Below are 18480 nucleotides of genomic sequence, written 5' to 3'. Positions count from 1 at the left end.
GATGCAAAATTATCACTCAGCGTTTCTGGCCAGCGAGATTATACAGCTTAAGGATGTGGCTTCATTGCAGGCAATTCGCCACCGCTACACCAGCCATTCTCCGCTCAGCCTAGATACGATAATGACTGAGAACATGTCGAAGTACGCTGGCATGCGCTTACAGATTTCGGCATTGTCATTCTATCATATGGGCTTTGTGCTCTACGAACTCCAGGAAATTGGAGGCGACATTATCAATGGGCTGTGGCCTGAAGATGCTCTGCAAGATCAAGAGCTCGCTAGAGCGGGTGAACACGAGTTTTTTCAGCTAGCAGAAAATCGCTATGTGGCTCAGGCCTCTAGTGATGGTGAGTTGGCTGAGATTAGGGATCGGGCGGGCCGGCTTTGTTGTGCGTTACGCATGAGGGATGTTGCCAGCGGGATTGAAAACATCGAGCGCGTCGCTAGATTGAGGTGTAGCATTTCATTTGCTAGGCGCTACAACTTTGAAGACGAATCTCTCTCTGATGATAGAGACAAAAACTAAGCATTGATAACGATCCCGCAGAGGTAGATTTTGCTTATCAGCACGCAGGCTAGCTTAGCTAACATGTTTGCGACGGGAGGACAAATTTCGACTTCGCTAGATCTAAGCCAGCCAGCTATGCAGGTTGGTGAAAAGTATCTGTATAATACAGGTACTTCATGTAGCTAGTTGGGTAGATTAGTTAGACCGCTTGTGAAAATTCACCGATTGTTTACCTATTGGCAGCCCTTTCAGGGCACGGGTTTTGCGGGGCGTTTTCCCCCGCGGGATGGCTGCGCCATCGCACGGGGCTGGCATTTAACGATGCCTTCGGCATTGGTTTTCCAACTGGAACGAGCGCGGCTAAAATTTTCATCTTACCTCCCTGACCTCTAGCTGGATCTTTCTTGCTGCTGAGCTTTCTCTCGCCCCTTTGGGGCTTCTGGCTTTTTGGGGGACTATTACCCAGAGCTGCGTTGAACTTTCAGTTCAGCCTTGCACTGGGCTGTAGTGTTTCGGTCCGTTGGACCTTTTCCAGCTAATAGTTTTCCAGCTCGTCCTCCCCGCCTAACACATTTGTGATTGGACGACAAATTTCGACTTCGTCAGATCTAAGCTAGCCAGCTATACAGGGTGTCATAAAGTATCTGTATAATACAGGTACTTTATGAAACTAGCTGGGTGGATTAGCTAGCTTGTGAAAATTCACCGGAGGTTTAACTATCGAGAGCCCTTTCAGGGCACGGGTTTTGCGGGGCGTTTTCCCCCGCGGGATGGCTGCGCCATCGCACGGGGCTGGCATTTAACGATGCCTTCGGCATTGGTTTTCCAACTGGAACGAGCGCGGCTAAAATTTTCATCTTACCTCCCTACCCTCTAGCTGGATCTTTCTTGCTGCTGAGCTTTCTCTCGCCCCTTTGGGGCTTCTGGCTTTTTTGGGGACTATTACCCAGAGCTGCGTTGAACTTTCAGTTCAGCCTTGCACTGGGCTGTAGTGTCCCGGTCCGTTGGACCTTTTCCAGCTAATAGTTTTCCAGCTCGTCCTCCCCGCCTAACATATTTGTGATTGGACGACAAATTTCGACTTCGTCAGGTCAAGCTAGCCAGCCATGCAGGGAGGCACAAAGTACCTGTACAATACAGGTACTTTATAAAACTAGCTGGGTGGATTAGCTAGACCGCTTGTGAAAATTCACCGATTGTATACCTATCAGGAGCCCTTTCAGGGCACGGGTTTTGCGGGGCGTTTCTCCCCGCGGAATGGATGCGCCATCGCACGGGGCTGGCATTCAGTAATGCCTTCGGCATGGGTTTTCCAGCTGTTGTAGGGTCGGCTGGAATTTCCATCTCACCTCTCTGAGCTCTAGCTGGATTTCTTTTCTGCTGAGCTTTCTCTCGCCCCTTTGGGGCTTCTGGCTTTTTGGGGGACTATTACCCAGAGCTGCGTTGAACTTTCAGTTCAGCCTTGCACTGGGCTGTAGTGTCCCGGTCCGTTGGACCTTTTCCTGCTCGTTCTTCTCACCTATCATATTTGCGGCAGGACGACAAATTTCGACTTCGTCAGATCTAAGCTAGCCAGCTATACAGGGTGTCATAAAGTATCTGTATAATACAGGTACTTCGTGTAGCTAGCTGGGTGGATTAGCTAGCTTGTGAAAACTCACCGATTGTTTACCTATCGGGTGCCCTTTCAGGGCACGGGTTTTGCGGGGCGTTTTCCCCCGCGGGATGGCTGCGCCATCGCACGGGGCTGGCATTTAACGATGCCTTCGGCATTGGTTTTCCAACTGGTGTTGGTTCGGCGGGAAGACATATTCCGACTTAGTTAGCTCTGAGTCAAGCTAGCCAGCTATACAGGATGGCTAAAAGTACCTGTATAACACAGGTACTTTACAAAACTAGCTGGGTGGATTAGCTAGCTGGCTTGCGAAAATTCACCGGATGTCAGCCTATCAGGAGCCCTTTCAGGGCACGGGGTTTGCGGGGCGTTTCTCCCGCGGGGTGGCTGCGTCATCACACGGGGTTGGCTTTTAGTGATGCCTTCGGCATTGATTTCCGCTGGAGCGTGTCCCCTTTCAGATATTTTTCAGCCAGCGTTTTTTCAGTTGCAGCGAGAATCCAGTCAGGATGGCTCTATCTATCAGTGGTTATCGACCTCCATTCTAGCCTAGTTGTTGGGCATCAATGCGCTGGAGCCATGCCCGCTGAAATCGTGACCGGCGCCCTAGAAGCAGCTGTGACTCAATGGGATTTACCATGAGGCAAATCCATCTTTCATTCTGATAGAGGTAGCCAGTACACAAGCTGTAAACTACGTAAGTTACTCGGAGATCATAAGTTCAAGCAGTCGATGTCAGCCAAAGGAAACTGCTACGACAATGCGACATGTGAGAGCTTTTTCGGCTCACTAAAAGCAGAACTACTTCCTAGCTGTGGCTATTTCGCAAGCAGAGAACTAGCTCGCAAAGCTATTTTTGAGTACATTGAGGGCTTTTATAACACCTACAGACGCCACTCATCACTGGGCTATATCTCGCCATTTGAGCACCTCAAAAAACAAAATCAGGTTACTCTAGCAGCCTAATTCAACTAAAAAAATTAAAGGAGACTTGCTGTACGAAATTTGAGGGGAAGATCAATTTATATCCTTACCCGCCAGCTAACTCATGTTATGTTAAGTTAGTTGTTGCTATCATTCTAATTTTAAACTATCTAAATAAATGTTCACGACATTAACTAACACTGAGTATTGATTAACCTCAACGGTGTTTGTGTGCTTACGCGTGCTAACTAATTATGTCAAAATCCTACGAAATACTAGGTTTTCTAGTTAGTTGATAAATGTCCAGACCACACCCACGGAGAATAATTTGAACTATCAGGCCTTGGCTCAAATGTGTCAGGGGCTACCTTCTATTATGAAAATCTATATAATTAGTGCTATAGTTACTATCTCTTCTTTTATCTCGCTTCAGGCCGAAGATTTTAATGCGGTGATACACCGCAGCCTATTAGCAATGCCGGTTGATTTTGAATCCCACTACGAGATCTCTAATCATCCAGAGGTTCAGGGTATGCTCGATAGGGGTGAGGTCGATGTAGCTGAGACTAGAGGCTCCATAAATCGATATGGAGTTCTCAAAAAAATTGGGAATACATATAGCGTTGATCTCTACCACTCAAAGTTAATGGAGAAACCTATTAGTTCACTATGTTATGATGGGATTAATTATTATATCAAGCGATACGATCGATCCTCTCTTATAAAAACTAAAGACCGTGAAAAGGTCGAAAGCACCTACGGTTTCATGCTAAAACAGAGTCCCTATTTCTTGATGAAGCGTTACCAAACTGAGGGGAGGTATGACATCAACAAGAAAAGCGAAACGAGATACCATCTTATTAGTAAAGATCAGAATTTGGCAGACTACTATTTTGATTTGTCTACTGAGAAGGTGATGATTGGTAATCTGGGGCTGTTCAAGGTGTTCGACTACAAAGGTTATTGGGACCGAGCCAATACGAAGTTGAATTGTTCAGGCAGTAAGCGTTATGTTATTCATTCAGTTAACATTCTTGATGGTGAGAATAAGCCTTTGAAAATTAATACCAAAGGTATGAAGAAACTGTATGATATTGAGTCGAAGATATCTGTTGATCTGCTTTAATTGTGAAAACTAGAGTAATTGAATGGCTTCTCTGGGGGGCTAGCTCTGATCACCCTAATCTCAGTGTCCCAATATCTGCAGGGTCTAGATAGAGTTGAAGATCAGGGAGTGCCCAAACTACATTTGATCGAGCTGTTCCAAGTGAAGTAGAGCTGCAAATCGGTGGGCGGGACTCGTTGATTGTTGATCATACTGAGAGAGTTGGAACTAGACTCAAATTAGCTATCAAGAGTACAGACAATTCGATGTCTGAAAAATCAGCGATAGTCATACTAAACAAAAGATCTATACTTACCCACTCTACTTAGAAGAATAATTATGAAGCGATTAGTTATTGGTAATATAGCGTTGTTATCTTTTCTTTTCTCGACTCATTTAGCTCTGGCGGATCTTGTCATGACACTGGAAGAGCGTATTGATTTTGCTCAGATCGGTCCTCGTAAGAGTAACGCCTTGGTACTTGAAAATACCGGGTCCAAAGAAGTTCGTGTCTTGGAGGCTCTTTCTTGTTGTGGAGCTACTTTAGTACAGCCAGCTACAATCGAGATACCAGCGAAGAGTTCTCTTCGTTTGCCGATCGTTTTTGGTCCGGCTGATGAATCAGCGAGGTTTGTTTATGAATTAACATGCAGGTACGGAAAAAACGGTAGTAGCAAGAAAGTTATGCCTTTCATGATACATGTATCTAATTTCTATAAGCTAAATTATACTGAATGCGTCAGTTCAGGGAATATTGGTAGTTTTGAAATAGAATTAACATCATCAGACCATTCCATAGAGGCCTGTAAGGTGACCAATGAAGACGGAATGTTTAAAGTCGATACCGTAATAGAAGACGGAGCTGTAAAGGGTGTAGTCACGGTCGATACAGATGTGGTGTACGGTAGATATATAGGGACATTAGATATCGTCATCAATGACGGAGACAAAACCATACATGGGCTTTACCCGCTTGAGTACACAAACCAAGACGCCTTTGCCTGTGATGACTATTTGTTGACTGGACGTTGTGTAGATGGACAAGTGTCTGTGACCGAGTTTTCAGTGGAAGGTCTTTCTGCTGATTTACATGAAGCTAGCTATTCAGGTAAATACTCTAGCGGGACCGTAGATATCCAAGCCGGTAAAGTTAGGGTGGCTATAGAGAATAAAGATAGCGTTTCGTGGAAGACTGACCTTGGGCAGATTATTATCCGCAACAAGGGTACCGGCAAAGCCTTAGCCTTCTATACATTAAGGGTTGGTCTCAGTGCGGATCAAGAATGATGTGATACCGCGGGCGCTAACTGAACGAGTGGAATCGTAAGATTGTGTTGCGCCGAGGACGAATATTGGCGTATCGGCTGGAGGTGAAGGGGCTGAAGAAGGTCGATCGTGAACAGTTGCAGAAGTAAGGTGACCTGCTGGCTAGTGTTTTGGGGAAGTTCAATTGAATATCCAGTTGAAAACATCGGAAACTCTGACCTCTTAAACTTCCCCATTCCTCTGCCCGCTGGGTTAGCGTTGCAGTTGGTCGAATGGGATTTGTGGTGGCAGGCCAAGGAGTGGAGGTACGACTTCGCCGCGTGCTTGTTCTTCTAGCCCGACGTAGGCGCCGTAGAAGTTGGAGTTACAGTCGACCCATGCGGCGATGCGACGCATTTCGTCATCGCTGAGCTGGACGCCGTGGTGGTCATTTTCCACGAGGATTTTGTAGAGCTTGGAGACGCGGAACCCTTCTTGGCCAGGGAGCGAGTAGGAGCGTTTATTTTTGTTAATGCCACCGTTGCCGCCGTGTTTGCCCCAGGCGTATTGGTTGAGGGTGGTGAAGGCTTCGGACCAGCCGAGTTTGGGATCAAATTTATCACCGCGCAGGCTGCCGGCGCTCTCCTCGCTGTCGTGACAGCTGACGCAGTGTTGGTCGAGGATTGGCTGAACCATTCTTGGGAATGTGAGTGGGTATGAGCCTTCGAGATCGTTGACGAGCGGTGATGGCGGGCGCGTCATGGCGAGCGGTGCTGATGAGCTATTGATTGGTGTTGATTGCTTGCTCTCGTGGCAGCCTACGCAGCTGAGGTTTTCGCCTTCGTGCAGGTAAGTGATGGAGCGCATGTTTTGCACCATGAAGCCATTTTCGTCTACGGCTTGGAAGTAAATGGGCATGCCTACTGGCACTTTGAAATACGCGCTGCCGTCTTTTTCCACGGGTGCGGTGCCGAGGATGCCTCTGGCGATGGACTGGTTGGCGTGGCCAATTTTTGGTTTATGCTGGTGGTAGTTTGGTTTTGGGTACGGGTTTACCACACGCAGTTCTTTGATCACGGTGTCTTTTGGCCATTCGTGTTTGGACGCGTAGACGTTCATGATAGATACGGTGCCCCAGCCGGGCTCCATGTGTTGGCGATCTACTGGCTGGCCGGTAGCGCCTTTATCCGCGAGTGCTTGGGTGGTTTGCACGGGGATTTCACGAGGTTTTTTGCGTGCGCGCAGTGGCATTGGGTCGAGGCAGCCGATTTCGCTATCGCGGTAGAGCAGCTCTTTGTTGCCGAAGCTATCGACGAGGTAGATGCCGTGTTTGTCGCCATCAGGAGAGTAGGTGCAGATGTAGAAGTCTTCACTGAGCGGCCACGGCTGTCCGTAGATTTCGCCATTGGGTTTATGTTTGCCTTTGGCATGAGGAACGCCGGGTGCTTTTTCAGCTTCTGGGAATAGGACTTCTGGGGTGATGCGCTTGACTTGTGACATGCCGCCGTCGTCTTCTTTTTTGAGGTCGAGCATGATCAATGAGCCGTAATTTTCACCGTGGTGAGGAACGGAGACGGAGAGGTATTTGTCTGAGCCAGGAATCGCGCGATGAGAAAGCTCCATCCACGGGCGATGTTCACGTACTTTCGGGTAATTTCCGTGATAGGCACGTGGGTTGCGACCATCAGGGAAACAATGCCAGATGTGATGAGCGACGTCCGAGTCGCGGTCGACGTAATCCCAGCGCGTGTAGATGATCATGCCATTATTATCTACGCTTGGGTGCCATTCGTTGGTATCGTGGTGGCTGAGCGGGATAATGTCTGAGCCGTCTGGCATCATGCTGTGCAGCGTGAAGGTCGAGTTGTAGCGTCCGCCACAGCGTTGGTTTCCTTCGATGCGATCAGAGATGAAGACGATGCGGCCACTCGGCAGGATGCATGGGTCAAAATCATTGTGGCTGGCGTCGGTGAGAGCGGTGAGCTCGGTGCCATCTGCCTTCATGCGCATGATTTGAAAATTTCCGCTAGGGGTGAAGTTGTAGTAGCTCTTGAAATGTGCTTTTTCACCGTTGATGTTTTTCAGGTGACGCAGTGGGTCCTCATCGAACGAGTACTCTTTGTCACGTGGCTGGTGCTCAGCCTCGGTGAAAGCAAAGTAGATGTACTCACCCTCGTAATCGAGTTCTAGCGAGATGAATGAGCCGTTATTTTCTAGCTCTTTTCCCTTGAGGCGACCATTTTCCACGCTGGCATTAGCAGATAGGCTGACGGTCTTGGCATCATCTGAGAATGGGTTGTGCAAAACAAAAACACCCCCGCGCTTGGATTGGTTAAACCCGAGGTATTGGTCGACCATGTGGCGTTCGCCTCGCACCATTTTGTCGTGTTTCAAGAAGAGCAGTTTGTCAAAATCCAGAAGTGGGTTTTTGAACGCTACGCGACGGCGCAAGTTTGTCAGCTTGGCAAATTGCCCCTGACTATCCAGCTGGCTGGCATTTTTGTTGATCGCTTGCAGTTCGAGTTTTTCCGCTGCCAGATCGACGCCAGATTTCTCGAGGTGGTCGATCAAGCCGCTGAGCTGGCGATTTACCACAGCATTAGGGTCCACATCGCTAGGTAGGATCAATGCTTCCTGGCGGTAGGTTTCATTACGTAAACGGTCGAGTCCCCAGTTATTACTCTCTGCAATTTGGCTCGATAGCGTTTGCCATTCGGCTGCCACATGAGCGGCATCAGGGCCAATTTGGTCATTAGCCGAAAGCGCTACAGGACACGCCGAAACTAGCATTGCCGTGATCGCCTGCCATTTCCTTTTGCTCAGAAATAATAACATGAGTCATATAGTTATGATGAAAATAGATTTCACAAGGGAATTTTTCGAAATTTGCCCTGAAAAATGATCGGCTTGGTTACAAAACCCACTGATATGTATAGATGCCAGATTATCCAGCTCATTTCCCACCTCAGTACTTGCATCTTGGCCGGCTTATCCGCAAATTACCGCCATGAAAGTTCCACGCTATATTGTCGCCATCAGCTGTACCGCTGTGGCTGCCATGAGCTGGACACTTGGCACCATGCAGTACGACTTCCTCGCCAAACCCACACCGCGCCAGCTAGCTCAAGCAGCCGAGGAATGGAAAGGCGAACATCTAAGCAAGCAACTGCCTGCGGTGGTCTACAATCCTGCGGCGCTCGCACCAATCACGCTGCAGAATGACAAGTCGAAGAAAAAGCAGAATCAAATCCTGCTGGGCGACCTGAGCACGCCGCCGCCATTGAATTTTTACGCCAATCAGAAAAACTTTGGTCCAGTAGCGATGCGCCAGCTGGCCAAGCGACTGGAAAAACTCGGTTACCAGCAGCAAGCCTTGCTCGCATACGAGCGCATTCTCGATAGCTGCGACTCCGACAAAAAACAACGCGCCAAGGCGATTGATGCCATCGAGGCCATTTCTGGTGAGGTGAAATACATCAACCCGCAAGGAAGCAAACCAATCGGGCTGACTATCCACGTGGGCACTCCGATGGAAAATAGCAAGGACCTGAAGCGCGAGATCGAGCATCTCGGCCAGGAAATTTCACTGCGCTCAGGGCAGACTTTATCTTTCAAAAGCGACATCATCGTCTCACCAGCGCCGCCGCCAGCAGTGCTTACTCACCCGGAGACTGGGGAACCATTGCCACCTCCGCCGATAGCTATGGCGCTATGGCTGTCACGCGACGATCGCTTTGATGCAGAAACACCACCCGTCGCCATGATGATGCCGCGCGACCAGCCAGAGCTGCTCAAGCAGATCATCAAAGATGCTGTTTACGACAGCAGCCAGCGCCAGCTGAGCACCAATGCCAACTTCATTGTGCCAGCCAAACGTGAGCAATTGCCTGCGGGACAGGCGCCATTTGACCAGATGACTCGCGCGCTATGGCTCGAGCTAGGGACCAGCCTGCAAGGGCGAGAAATCCCTAAAGTCATGGTGGTGGAAGAAGATGACGAGGAAGACGACGAGTAGTCGAATTCCAGCTCAATGCCTCAGAAACCCGCGCCACCTAGCTGGAAAATTGCCTCTAGTTACCAACTTCTGGCTAGCTAAAAGCGTTAACTTATCAAGGCCTCATCTGATGCCATTTTTTGTGATTGCGCGACTTAACCATCATACCTATGTTTTACCCGCCAAACACTCAGATGGACAGCCCCCTGATGATTCACCCTAAGTGAGTAAACCCCTGTCCCATCTCCCCCAATGCCATTTGAGAGCCTCTGGCCCAGAACACAACTTCACCTCTCTCACATGCAAGGCTTCCACACAAACACGCTTGCTAGGCGCGCTCGTCTAGCTGCACACACCGCTTGCGCCCTGATCACGGGCATCATCATGGCCAGCTCGGCCAAGCTGCAAGCATTTGATTCCACCGAACTCGGCAAAGACCTTGAGGCGTATTGGAAATTCAACAACAACCTCACTGATACCTCAGCTAATGGTATCAACGGAACCGCTACTGGCACCGTAAGCTACGTCAATGGAATTGTCAGCAAGGCGGTTAATCTCGAACAAGCCAGCTCGCAAATCAACCTGAACCTCGGCGATATTCCTCGCGCCTGGACGATTTCCCTCTGGGTGAAAAAACAAGCCACCGGCAGAGACATTGAAACATTACTCGACTCAGCGACCAACTCGGTAAGGCTGGTTCAATACGAATCTACTCAAGTTGGCGCAACCAAATACGGGGTGGCTGATGGTGTGCTGGATGTAGAATTTCCCAACGACAAATGGGTCCACCTCGCCATGGTTGCCAACAACGGAACCATGTCTGTCTACGTAGACGGCTTTGCCTACGGAGCCTTTACCAACTCGCATCCATTTCAGTCCATCGACTTACCATTCGACGTCATTGGTGCCAGCAATGGCCTAGATGGCCTGACTGCCTATCTCGATGAATTTGCCGTGTGGAGCCGCGTGCTCAATGCTGGTGAAATTCGCCACCTCTACCTCGGCGGGCTAGAAAGCAAATCAATCGAAACTATTGCCGGTGAAATTGAAGGCAAATCACACGGTCATATCGGCCCAGGCATTGGCCAGCAAAGCTACGATGGTGAGACAATCAAAGTAGGTGATCGTTTGGCTACATTTGACCTCAATACACTGGGCTTAAATGGTGAAGAAGGTCGTTCGGTGACCGTCAGCTACCTCGACGGCTGGATTGCGGTCGACTCACGTAACATTGCTTTTAGTGGCGGCTTGGCCATTTATGATTTCTCTGACCTCACTGATCCAAAACGTGTGAGCCATTTCTATAACTGCGAACGTCCCGAGCACCTGATGCACGAGACTATCGACCCTCAGCTGGGCCATTATTACCAAAACAATACTTTTACCAAGTCGCCGACCACTTGGGATTTCAACCAGTTGCCAGCGATCAAAGAACAAGCAGGGCTGGACTACACGGTCCGCCGCTCACCCGATGTGCAGGCATACATGGTTCCACCATACGCCTATTACGGTCAATACGGCTACCCACGTAGCCACAAGCCAATGGAAATCTGGGACATGCGCACCGATACCCAGATAGCTAGCTTGGACTTTGAAAACGACTTTGGCTTCCGCGGTGTGCCAATGGTAATGGGCAACTTGATGATCATCACCTCCAGTAACGGCTGGGGCGATGCTGTGGCCACCTATGATATCAGTGACCCTGCCAACCCGATCATGCTAGACCTGCTCTACGGCGTCGGCAGCGCGTACGAACCCGCCATTTACCATAATAAAATCGTCCTGCCCGGAAAAAATGCAGCCGGCGAAGGAAGGACTTCGATTGTCGATTTCACAGACCCGACCAATCTCGTGCTGGAAGCCGAGCTGAGCGTTTCAGGCAACGACCAATACGCGCACTTCCAGGACAATTACATGTTTGTGAGCAACAGCAAAATCGACATGAACGATTACAGCACGGTGTTCAATTTCAGAAAAGGAAACCAGTACCTGATGCCCATCGGCAATGCCCTGCTCATTATCAGCGGCAAAGGTGCCTCAGCCCTATTTGTCCACGAGCTAGAGGCTGATACAACTGGCCCAACGGCGTCCAGCTACCACAGCCCAGCTGACGGCGCGATCAATCAAGCGACCACTAGCCGCGTTGGCATCTTCATTCCCGAAAGCATTGATACCTCATCTATCACTAAAGATACCGTCATCATGCGTGAGCTCGGCGGTGAGCAGCTCGACGCCACCATGACCTGGTGTGATAAGGGCATTCTCAACATCACACCTCGCAATCTGCTGGCAGAAAATACCACTTACGAAGTCATCCTAACCAAAGGCGGCATCAAAGACGTCGTTGGCAATGGCCTCGAATCTGAGCTGCGTTTTAGCTTCTCTACCGGTACCACCATCATTATCGACCCGAATAATAGCCCACCAGTCATCGACGATATTCAGCTCTCTACGGCTACTCCTTTGCCTGTTGGAGAATTATTCACCATCACCGTAGATGCCAGCGATGCCGATTTTGAGACCTTAGAATACCGCGTGCAAATCGACGGCGGCGACAGCGGCTGGGGTGAATCTAACGTTTTCAGCTACAGCTTTGAAGAAGCTGGCCGCGCCAGCATGCAAGTCAGCGTGCGCGACGCCGTGGGCAACCTAACCAACAAGATTTACCAACTCACCAGTGGCACCCTACCAGAAAGCCCATCAGCTACTTCCAGCAGCACTGTAGCTGTCGATAGCCAAAACCAGCTCATCTGGACGGTCAACCCAGATAACGATACCATCACCAGCATCGATCTCATCACCCATCAGAAAGTTTCCGAGATCGCCGTGAGCAAACGACCTAGCTCGCTAGCCGTCGATAACCTAGGGCGCGTGTGGGTTGTCTGCCGCGACGATGACCGCATCGAGGTGATAGACAATGGCGTAAATATCAAAAACTTTAATCTAAACTATGGTGCCCAGCCACACGACATCGTCTACGCACCTGAGATTAACAAGATGTTTGTCACCGCTGGAGGCAGTGGTAAAATCCGCCGCTACGATGTCGCCAGTGTGTCTGGTAACAGCTCACTCTACTTGGGCCCTAACTGCCGCGCCATCGCCATCAACGGCAGCGCCACACGAGCCTACGTTAGTAAATTCATTACCGAAGGAGAAACCGCCACTGTTTGGGAGGTCAACTTAAACAAGTTCAAGATCCAAAATACGATAGGCCTGAGCAAACACGAAGCGCTCGACACCTCTGTGGACGGTCGCGGGGTATTCAACTACTTGTCTAACATTGCCATTACACCCGACCAAGAATCCACCTGGATTTCAGCTAGTAAGGTGAATGTGGACCGCGGTGATTTCCTCGAAGGCGAAAACATCCAGCCAGACTCCGAGGCATTCCAAAATACCGTGCGCCCAGCTAACTGTGTGATTGACAACGGATCTAGCCAGGAAAATGAAGCGCTCAGATTTGACCACGACAACCATTCCTTCCCATCAGCCATCGTTTTCAGCCCACTGGGAGATTATGCATTTGTCGCCATCCGCGGCAACAACGTCGTCAACATCTACGATATCTACGGCGGCAACATGGTGAAAAGAAAATCCATTGCCACTGAGCTCGCTCCCGACGGCCTCGCCTACCATGCCGAGAGCAAACAGCTCATCGTCAAAAACTTCATGAGCCGCAGCGTACAAATCTTTGATATCGAGGCATTCCTCAACCTGCTAGCGCCAGAAGAACATCTAGCTACAATTCCCACCGTAGCTAACGAATCATTAGATTCAGAGGTCCTGCTAGGTAAACAAATTTTCTACAACGCCGGCGACCTGCGTATGTCCCTAGACGGCTACATCAGCTGCGCGTCATGCCATGATGATGGAGCCACTGACGGCCGCACATTCGATTTCACCGAGCGTGGCGAAGGATTGCGCAATACCACCACACTGCTAGGCAAGCGTGGCGTAGGCCACGGTCGCGCCCACTGGAGTGCTAACTTTGACGAAATCCAAGACTTCGAACACGACATCCGCGGGCCACAAGCCGGCACAGGTTTCATCGACGATGCCGATTTTGAAAGCGGCTCACACAATACCACATTAGGTAATGCCAAAGCTGGCCTATCGGAGGATCTCGATGCGCTCGCTGCTTATGTCGCCTCACTCGATCAGGTGCCGCGTAGCCCACACCGAAAAAATAACGGCGGCATGACTAGCACCGCCCAAACTGGCGAAAATCACTTTATGGATCTCAACTGTGCCCAGTGCCACAGCGGTGACGATTATACTGATAGTGCAAAAAACATCCGCCATCATATCGGCACAATTAGAGAGGGAAGCGGGCAACGACTCAATAGCTTGCTAGACGGCATCGATACGCCTACTTTGCGAGGTATTTGGGCCACCGCCCCGTACTTACACGACGGCGCCGCAGCTACTCTCGATGATGTCTTTTCTAGCCAACTCGCTCCCGACGGCACCGCCCACGCGCGCGTCCGTCAGCTCAGCGCAGCGGACCAACAAGAACTCTTCGACTACTTGTTACAGCTAGATGGGTCAAATGGCCCAGCCCCTCAACACGCCGAGCTAGCTGGCCCTAACTGGGTAGGCATCGACATTGGAGATGCGCAGTTTGCAGGCAGCTCGGCTGACAACCTAGCAGATCGCACACTGCGCATGCAAGCGAGTGGTGCAGACATTTGGAATGCAGCTGACGCATTTCACTTCTATCATCGTGCTGATATCACAGGCGACGTAGAAGTCACCATCCAGCTCAACGACGTCAGCAATACCAACAAAAATACCAAAGCTGGCCTGATGATTAGAGAATCATTAGAAGCGGGCGCTATAAATGCCTACCTCCAGGTCCGCCCAGACGGCAATACAGGCTTCCAAATACGCCGTCTAGCGGACGCGAAGACTGCTAGCCAAAGTGTCAGCAATGACATCATGCCGCTCATGCTCAAACTAACTCGCACCGCAAATGAGTTCTCCGGGTATTTCTCTACCGATGGATGGACTTGGACGCAAATTGGCGAAAGCAAAGAGCTCGCCATGCCAGAGCAAGCGTATTTAGGTGTCGCCCTAACGTCTCACAATAATAACCAAGTTGCCTCAGCTGATTTCAGCAACCTCGTGGTTCACTACAGCGCTGACGGCTATGACTACTACGAGTGGAGCTACGCCAACCAGCTTACATCAAGCGACCCAACTGGTGATGACGACAATGATGGCATCACCAACTTAGAAGAGTACTTCTTTGCTAAAGATCCTAACACAGCAAACGATGAACTCAGCCATCTACCAAAGATGACGCTAACACCAGACGGACCAACCTTCACTTATGTGCGTAGCAAAAATGAAGATATCCTAGAAACGCTAGAGGTGAGCACCGATATGGTCAGCTGGTATCCAGCTGAGCAAGATACCGACTACACACTCGAGCAAGCCCTTACTGATCCAGCTGACGATACCCGTGAAGCCGTGGAAATTAGCATCATTCAGGACGCTGAGAACAGGCATAAATTCTTCCGCCTCAATCTAAACATGACTCGCTAGAAAATCTAGTTAGAATCTCAATCAGCTCAGCGGCCGTTCTAGCCGCTGAGCTATTTTTTTGCCCCAAGCCACCATCATTTACGGTGTCACCTTCACCTTATAAAACCCCATCGACGCACGGTGATGAACTTCATCTGTATAGCTAGATCTCGGCGCGTGCAAATCACCACTGATATCAATAAATGGCGTGTTCAGGTCCGCACTCCACAGTACATTAAAAGTACAATCCGGCACCGCTGGCCAGCTGATCGTCACGCCAGCTGAAGCGTCCGATTTTTCAAAGCTCGTATAATAAAAATCAGATTGCTTGCTTAGGGGATCAAATCCTAACACATACTTTTGCACGTTATTGAAAATGCCTCCGCCTGGGTTATCTTCAGCTAAGATGTTAGTATTGAAATGCAAATGCTCCCAAGACTCAGCCATGCCGTCACCATCAACATCAACCGGACCATCACCAAACAAGCTAGCAATAGCATCGGCAAATAGATAGCCCATCGTCTGTATACCTTCTGCGGTGTAATGTACATTATCACTCACTTTGGGAAGTTGATCTAAACCAATCCATGTGTAGTTAGGCTCGGCAATGTTCTCCTGCGCAGATCTCACCACATCTACATACGGCCAGCTAGCCACGGGTGGATTCACCCGCCCAGCGACAAAGAGCATGCCGCCGGCATTAAACTCAGCACGGCAGGTTCTAATCAGGCTTGCTAGATTTTCAGCATAGTCGCCGGAGGTTTCAGCGGTTTTGGTATCCGTCTCTCCCTGCATCCACAGCATGCCAATGATTTCGATATCACGCGATGCTTGAGCTGCTAACACATGACTTTTGAATGCCGCAAAATTCTCCCCCACAGGATCCGATGCCCGCCACTCGACGTAGAGGTTTGTTCCCCCCTCAGAGCTTTTGATCAAACCTATCTGCTCACCAAAATACGAGCTCATGGCATGGCCAAAGGTCACATCTGGGCCGTAACGGTTACCAACAACTGATGAATTGCTGGCATCATAAACACTCCAATTGCTGCCTCCCGTGTAAAATAACACATCGTCTTGCTCACCGTAAAAAGGGCTGTCAGCCGCCAAGTCACCTGGCACAGCTTGCTTTGCCCACATATTACTCTGGCCAGCTAACAAAAATACTTTGAGTTTTGGCTTCACGTCTAGATTCACCGTCACAGTACTGCTGGTTGCCTGACCATCTATCGCTCGATAACTGAAGCTATCAACGCCCTCAAATCCTGAACTTGGTGTATAAACAAAGGACCCATCGACATTAAAATCCAGCTGACCATTACTAACATCAGAAACCAACTCCACGGATAAATCATCACCTTCAGGGTCCACATCATTTGCCAACACCCCAGCTGCAGGAACATTTAAGAGCCAGTCTTTGCAAACTTCATAGCTATCCGCATTGGCGACAGGCGTATCATTGCCACCACTAACATCAACCCTAACCTTAGCCAGACTACTTGCCCAACTCGCCCCATCCTCACAGCGGTAAACAAATTCGTCTATGCCATCAAAACCCGCATTAGGCGTGTAGGTAAATGAGCCATTGGCTGAGAGCTCAACCGTACCAAATTCAGCCGCCACATGAAGGCTCGCAATCAGGCTCCCGCCAGCACTGTGATCATTATGCAAAACACCCTGCTGCTCACTCACTTGCAGCTTAGCATTCTCAGGCATCTGATAGACATCATCAGAGCTAGCTGGAGGCTCAGCCGGGTTATTGATAGCATACATCGCCTGCACCTGCACTGAGGTGAGTTCATTATCAAAAACCCACAGCTCATCAAGCTGGCCAGCCGCCGCGCTAAACAAATTGCTTTGGCCAATTTGTGCTAACTTCAACCCAGTATTCTCCCCCGTCCAGCTACCCGACATCAATTGACCATCCTCATAAACCAGCACGGCTCCAGCGCCGCCAGCACTCTGACCATTACAGCTAACAACATAATGGTGCCAGACACTAACATCAGCAGCTGTTGGATTAACAGTACTCGTTGCAGTGATTGCATGTGCGGAGCCACCATTGCCACGTAAATATAGTGTGCGCTTGGCCGAATCATTGTAATTCACCCCAAGGCTGTTGGAGTCTCCTGATTTGCCAATGATGCCAGCTGACTTGCCGTTGCTAGATTTGAACCAAAATGAAATTGCCCACGCTGAGTTATCCGCCAGCGTGATGGTAGATTCGAGGTCAACTCGACTATCAGCTGTGAATTTTAATGATCCTGCGCCAAACTTTGCGTCAGCCGTATAGACCGATGTCTTGGGAAATTTGGTAATCACCAATGCACCATGGTTACCATTACGCGAATCCCAAGCACCATCATCGTAGCTGTGATGTAACAGGACCTCGCCGTGCGCTAACTGGCCTAAAAGCATCGCCCATAAAGATGCGTATAGGGTAATTAATTTCATCCATGAAAAATATCTATTCCCAATACGAACTCAAGGTTTTAAGTAACTTAACCGATAGGCTCCAGCGCAGCGCTGCCTAGCTAGCTCGTACAATTCATCACCTAACTATTTCAACTCCCAGCTGGCTCGCTTCAACCAGATTAAACCCGCTGGCCAGCATGATAGAGCTCCTCAACAAAAGCCGAAACCACTGGCCCTGGCTGCCTCGCGCTGCTCCATGCCGCCGCTACCTTGATAGGTTTGGGTTCTGGACTTAGCGGAATCAAACGCACCGAATCATCAGCTTCCGTTTCGTAAGGCAAAATCGCTAGTCCGAGCCCTGCTTCCAATGCCACACGTAAACTCATCATGCCATCAAACTCACCAGCAATCTTGGCGTTGGCTCCATGGTCTAAAAAATAGTTAGTAATAAGCTTCTGGTAATCTTTGTATTCCACGCGAGACAAAATCAACATGCGCTGACCATCTAACTCTTCACCGCGAATGATCTCTCTATCTGCAAATTCATGGCCAGCTGGAACCGCTAGACAACATCGCTTGATCACCAAGGTGCGCCAATTAAGCTCTTTCTCACTAGACTGCGAGCCGACAAATAAATCAATTTCCCCCGCGATCGCCTTCTCGCGCATGTCCTGTGATGTCAGATCCAATAGCTCCACTTGCACTCTAGCATGTCGCTGCAAAAAGCAGCCGATCGCCATCTTAATCAATGGGCCACCCAGCACTGGGGCATAACCAACTTTAATCACCCCGCCGTCAATCTGACGCTGCATGATCAACTTCCGCCTATCGACTTCTTTGATAATTTCACGTCCTTCACGCAGCACGACCTCGCCCGCTCTCGTTAGCCTGATAGACTTCGCCCCGCGATCTAGCAGGTTCCATCCACAATCGTCTTCAAATGCGCGGATCTGCCGGCTGAGTGCTGGCTGAGTAATGTTCAGCACCTTTGACGCTGCCGTAATACTTCCTGCATCTGCTACCGCAACAAAGTAGCGCAATTGACGAATATTCATTCTTTAATGCCTATCGTGCATACTACAACTTGTCAAGCATACCTTTTAGGCATGGCATGTAGAACATCTAAACATGAGACAAAACAAACAATT

At 49.6% G+C, this 18480-nt stretch carries 9 protein-coding genes; 6 read left to right on the top strand and 3 right to left on the bottom strand.

Annotated elements, in window-relative coordinates:
- Nucleotide 1 precedes the first annotated feature (1 nt).
- The 4 genes from JIN82_RS11110 (at nucleotide 2) to JIN82_RS11095 (ending at nucleotide 5439) form a co-directional block, all read left to right on the top strand.
- Nucleotides 2–526: a hypothetical protein gene (locus JIN82_RS11110; protein WP_200311720.1), complete on the top strand. Its 525-nt coding sequence runs from the start codon at nucleotides 2–4 to the stop codon at nucleotides 524–526.
- 2248 nt (nucleotides 527–2774) lie between these two features.
- Nucleotides 2775–3089, top strand: a complete 315-nt coding sequence (locus JIN82_RS17715) for an integrase core domain-containing protein (RefSeq protein WP_425511517.1) — start codon at nucleotides 2775–2777, stop codon at nucleotides 3087–3089.
- 334 nt (nucleotides 3090–3423) lie between these two features.
- A complete protein-coding gene (locus JIN82_RS11100; RefSeq protein ID WP_200311718.1) occupies nucleotides 3424–4173 on the top strand; it encodes a hypothetical protein in 750 nt (249 codons plus the stop codon).
- 318 nt (nucleotides 4174–4491) lie between these two features.
- Complete coding sequence (locus JIN82_RS11095) at nucleotides 4492–5439, top strand: hypothetical protein (RefSeq protein WP_200311717.1); 948 nt, start codon at nucleotides 4492–4494, stop codon at nucleotides 5437–5439.
- Nucleotides 5440–5670: 231 nt separating this feature from the next.
- On the opposite strand, the gene JIN82_RS11090 is transcribed toward JIN82_RS11095, so the two are convergent.
- Nucleotides 5671–8232: an HzsA-related protein gene (locus tag JIN82_RS11090; protein WP_200311716.1), complete on the bottom strand. Its 2562-nt coding sequence runs from the start codon at nucleotides 8230–8232 to the stop codon at nucleotides 5671–5673.
- Nucleotides 8233–8404: 172 nt separating this feature from the next.
- Between JIN82_RS11090 and JIN82_RS11085 the strand changes: the two genes are divergently transcribed.
- A complete protein-coding gene (locus JIN82_RS11085; RefSeq protein WP_200311715.1) occupies nucleotides 8405–9412 on the top strand; it encodes a hypothetical protein in 1008 nt (335 codons plus the stop codon).
- 279 nt (nucleotides 9413–9691) lie between these two features.
- Nucleotides 9692–14938 carry a LamG-like jellyroll fold domain-containing protein gene (locus JIN82_RS11080; protein ID WP_200311714.1) on the top strand — a complete coding sequence of 1749 codons (5247 nt, stop codon included), beginning with the start codon at nucleotides 9692–9694 and terminating at the stop codon, nucleotides 14936–14938.
- Nucleotides 14939–15016: 78 nt separating this feature from the next.
- Here the strand turns inward: JIN82_RS11080 and JIN82_RS11075 are convergent, their stop codons facing one another.
- Nucleotides 15017–17371 carry an Ig-like domain-containing protein gene (locus JIN82_RS11075; RefSeq protein ID WP_200311713.1) on the bottom strand — a complete coding sequence of 785 codons (2355 nt, stop codon included), beginning with the start codon at nucleotides 17369–17371 and terminating at the stop codon, nucleotides 15017–15019.
- Nucleotides 17372–17511: 140 nt separating this feature from the next.
- Entirely contained in the window at nucleotides 17512–18387 is an 876-nt protein-coding gene (locus JIN82_RS11070) for a LysR family transcriptional regulator (RefSeq protein WP_200311712.1), read from the bottom strand.
- Nucleotides 18388–18480: the final 93 nt, after the last annotated feature.

Source organism: Persicirhabdus sediminis (genome assembly GCF_016595495.1).
Classification (GTDB): Bacteria; Verrucomicrobiota; Verrucomicrobiia; order Verrucomicrobiales; family Akkermansiaceae; genus Persicirhabdus; species Persicirhabdus sediminis.
The sequence above is the reverse complement of the archived record's forward strand: the minus strand, read 5'-3'. Positions and strand labels throughout refer to the sequence as shown.

Bases quoted from the DNA above. Each gene is read 5' to 3' on its own strand.
- JIN82_RS11110 (WP_200311720.1), top strand. From the start codon at position 2: ATGCAAAATTATCACTCAGCGTTTCTGGCCAGCGAGATTATACAGCTT.
- JIN82_RS11100 (WP_200311718.1), top strand. From the start codon at position 3,424: ATGAAAATCTATATAATTAGTGCTATAGTTACTATCTCTTCTTTTATC.
- JIN82_RS11095 (WP_200311717.1), top strand. From the start codon at position 4,492: ATGAAGCGATTAGTTATTGGTAATATAGCGTTGTTATCTTTTCTTTTC.
- JIN82_RS11090 (WP_200311716.1), bottom strand. From the start codon at position 8,232: ATGTTATTATTTCTGAGCAAAAGGAAATGGCAGGCGATCACGGCAATG.
- JIN82_RS11085 (WP_200311715.1), top strand. From the start codon at position 8,405: ATGAAAGTTCCACGCTATATTGTCGCCATCAGCTGTACCGCTGTGGCT.
- JIN82_RS11080 (WP_200311714.1), top strand. From the start codon at position 9,692: ATGCAAGGCTTCCACACAAACACGCTTGCTAGGCGCGCTCGTCTAGCT.
- JIN82_RS11075 (WP_200311713.1), bottom strand. From the start codon at position 17,371: ATGAAATTAATTACCCTATACGCATCTTTATGGGCGATGCTTTTAGGC.
- JIN82_RS11070 (WP_200311712.1), bottom strand. From the start codon at position 18,387: ATGAATATTCGTCAATTGCGCTACTTTGTTGCGGTAGCAGATGCAGGA.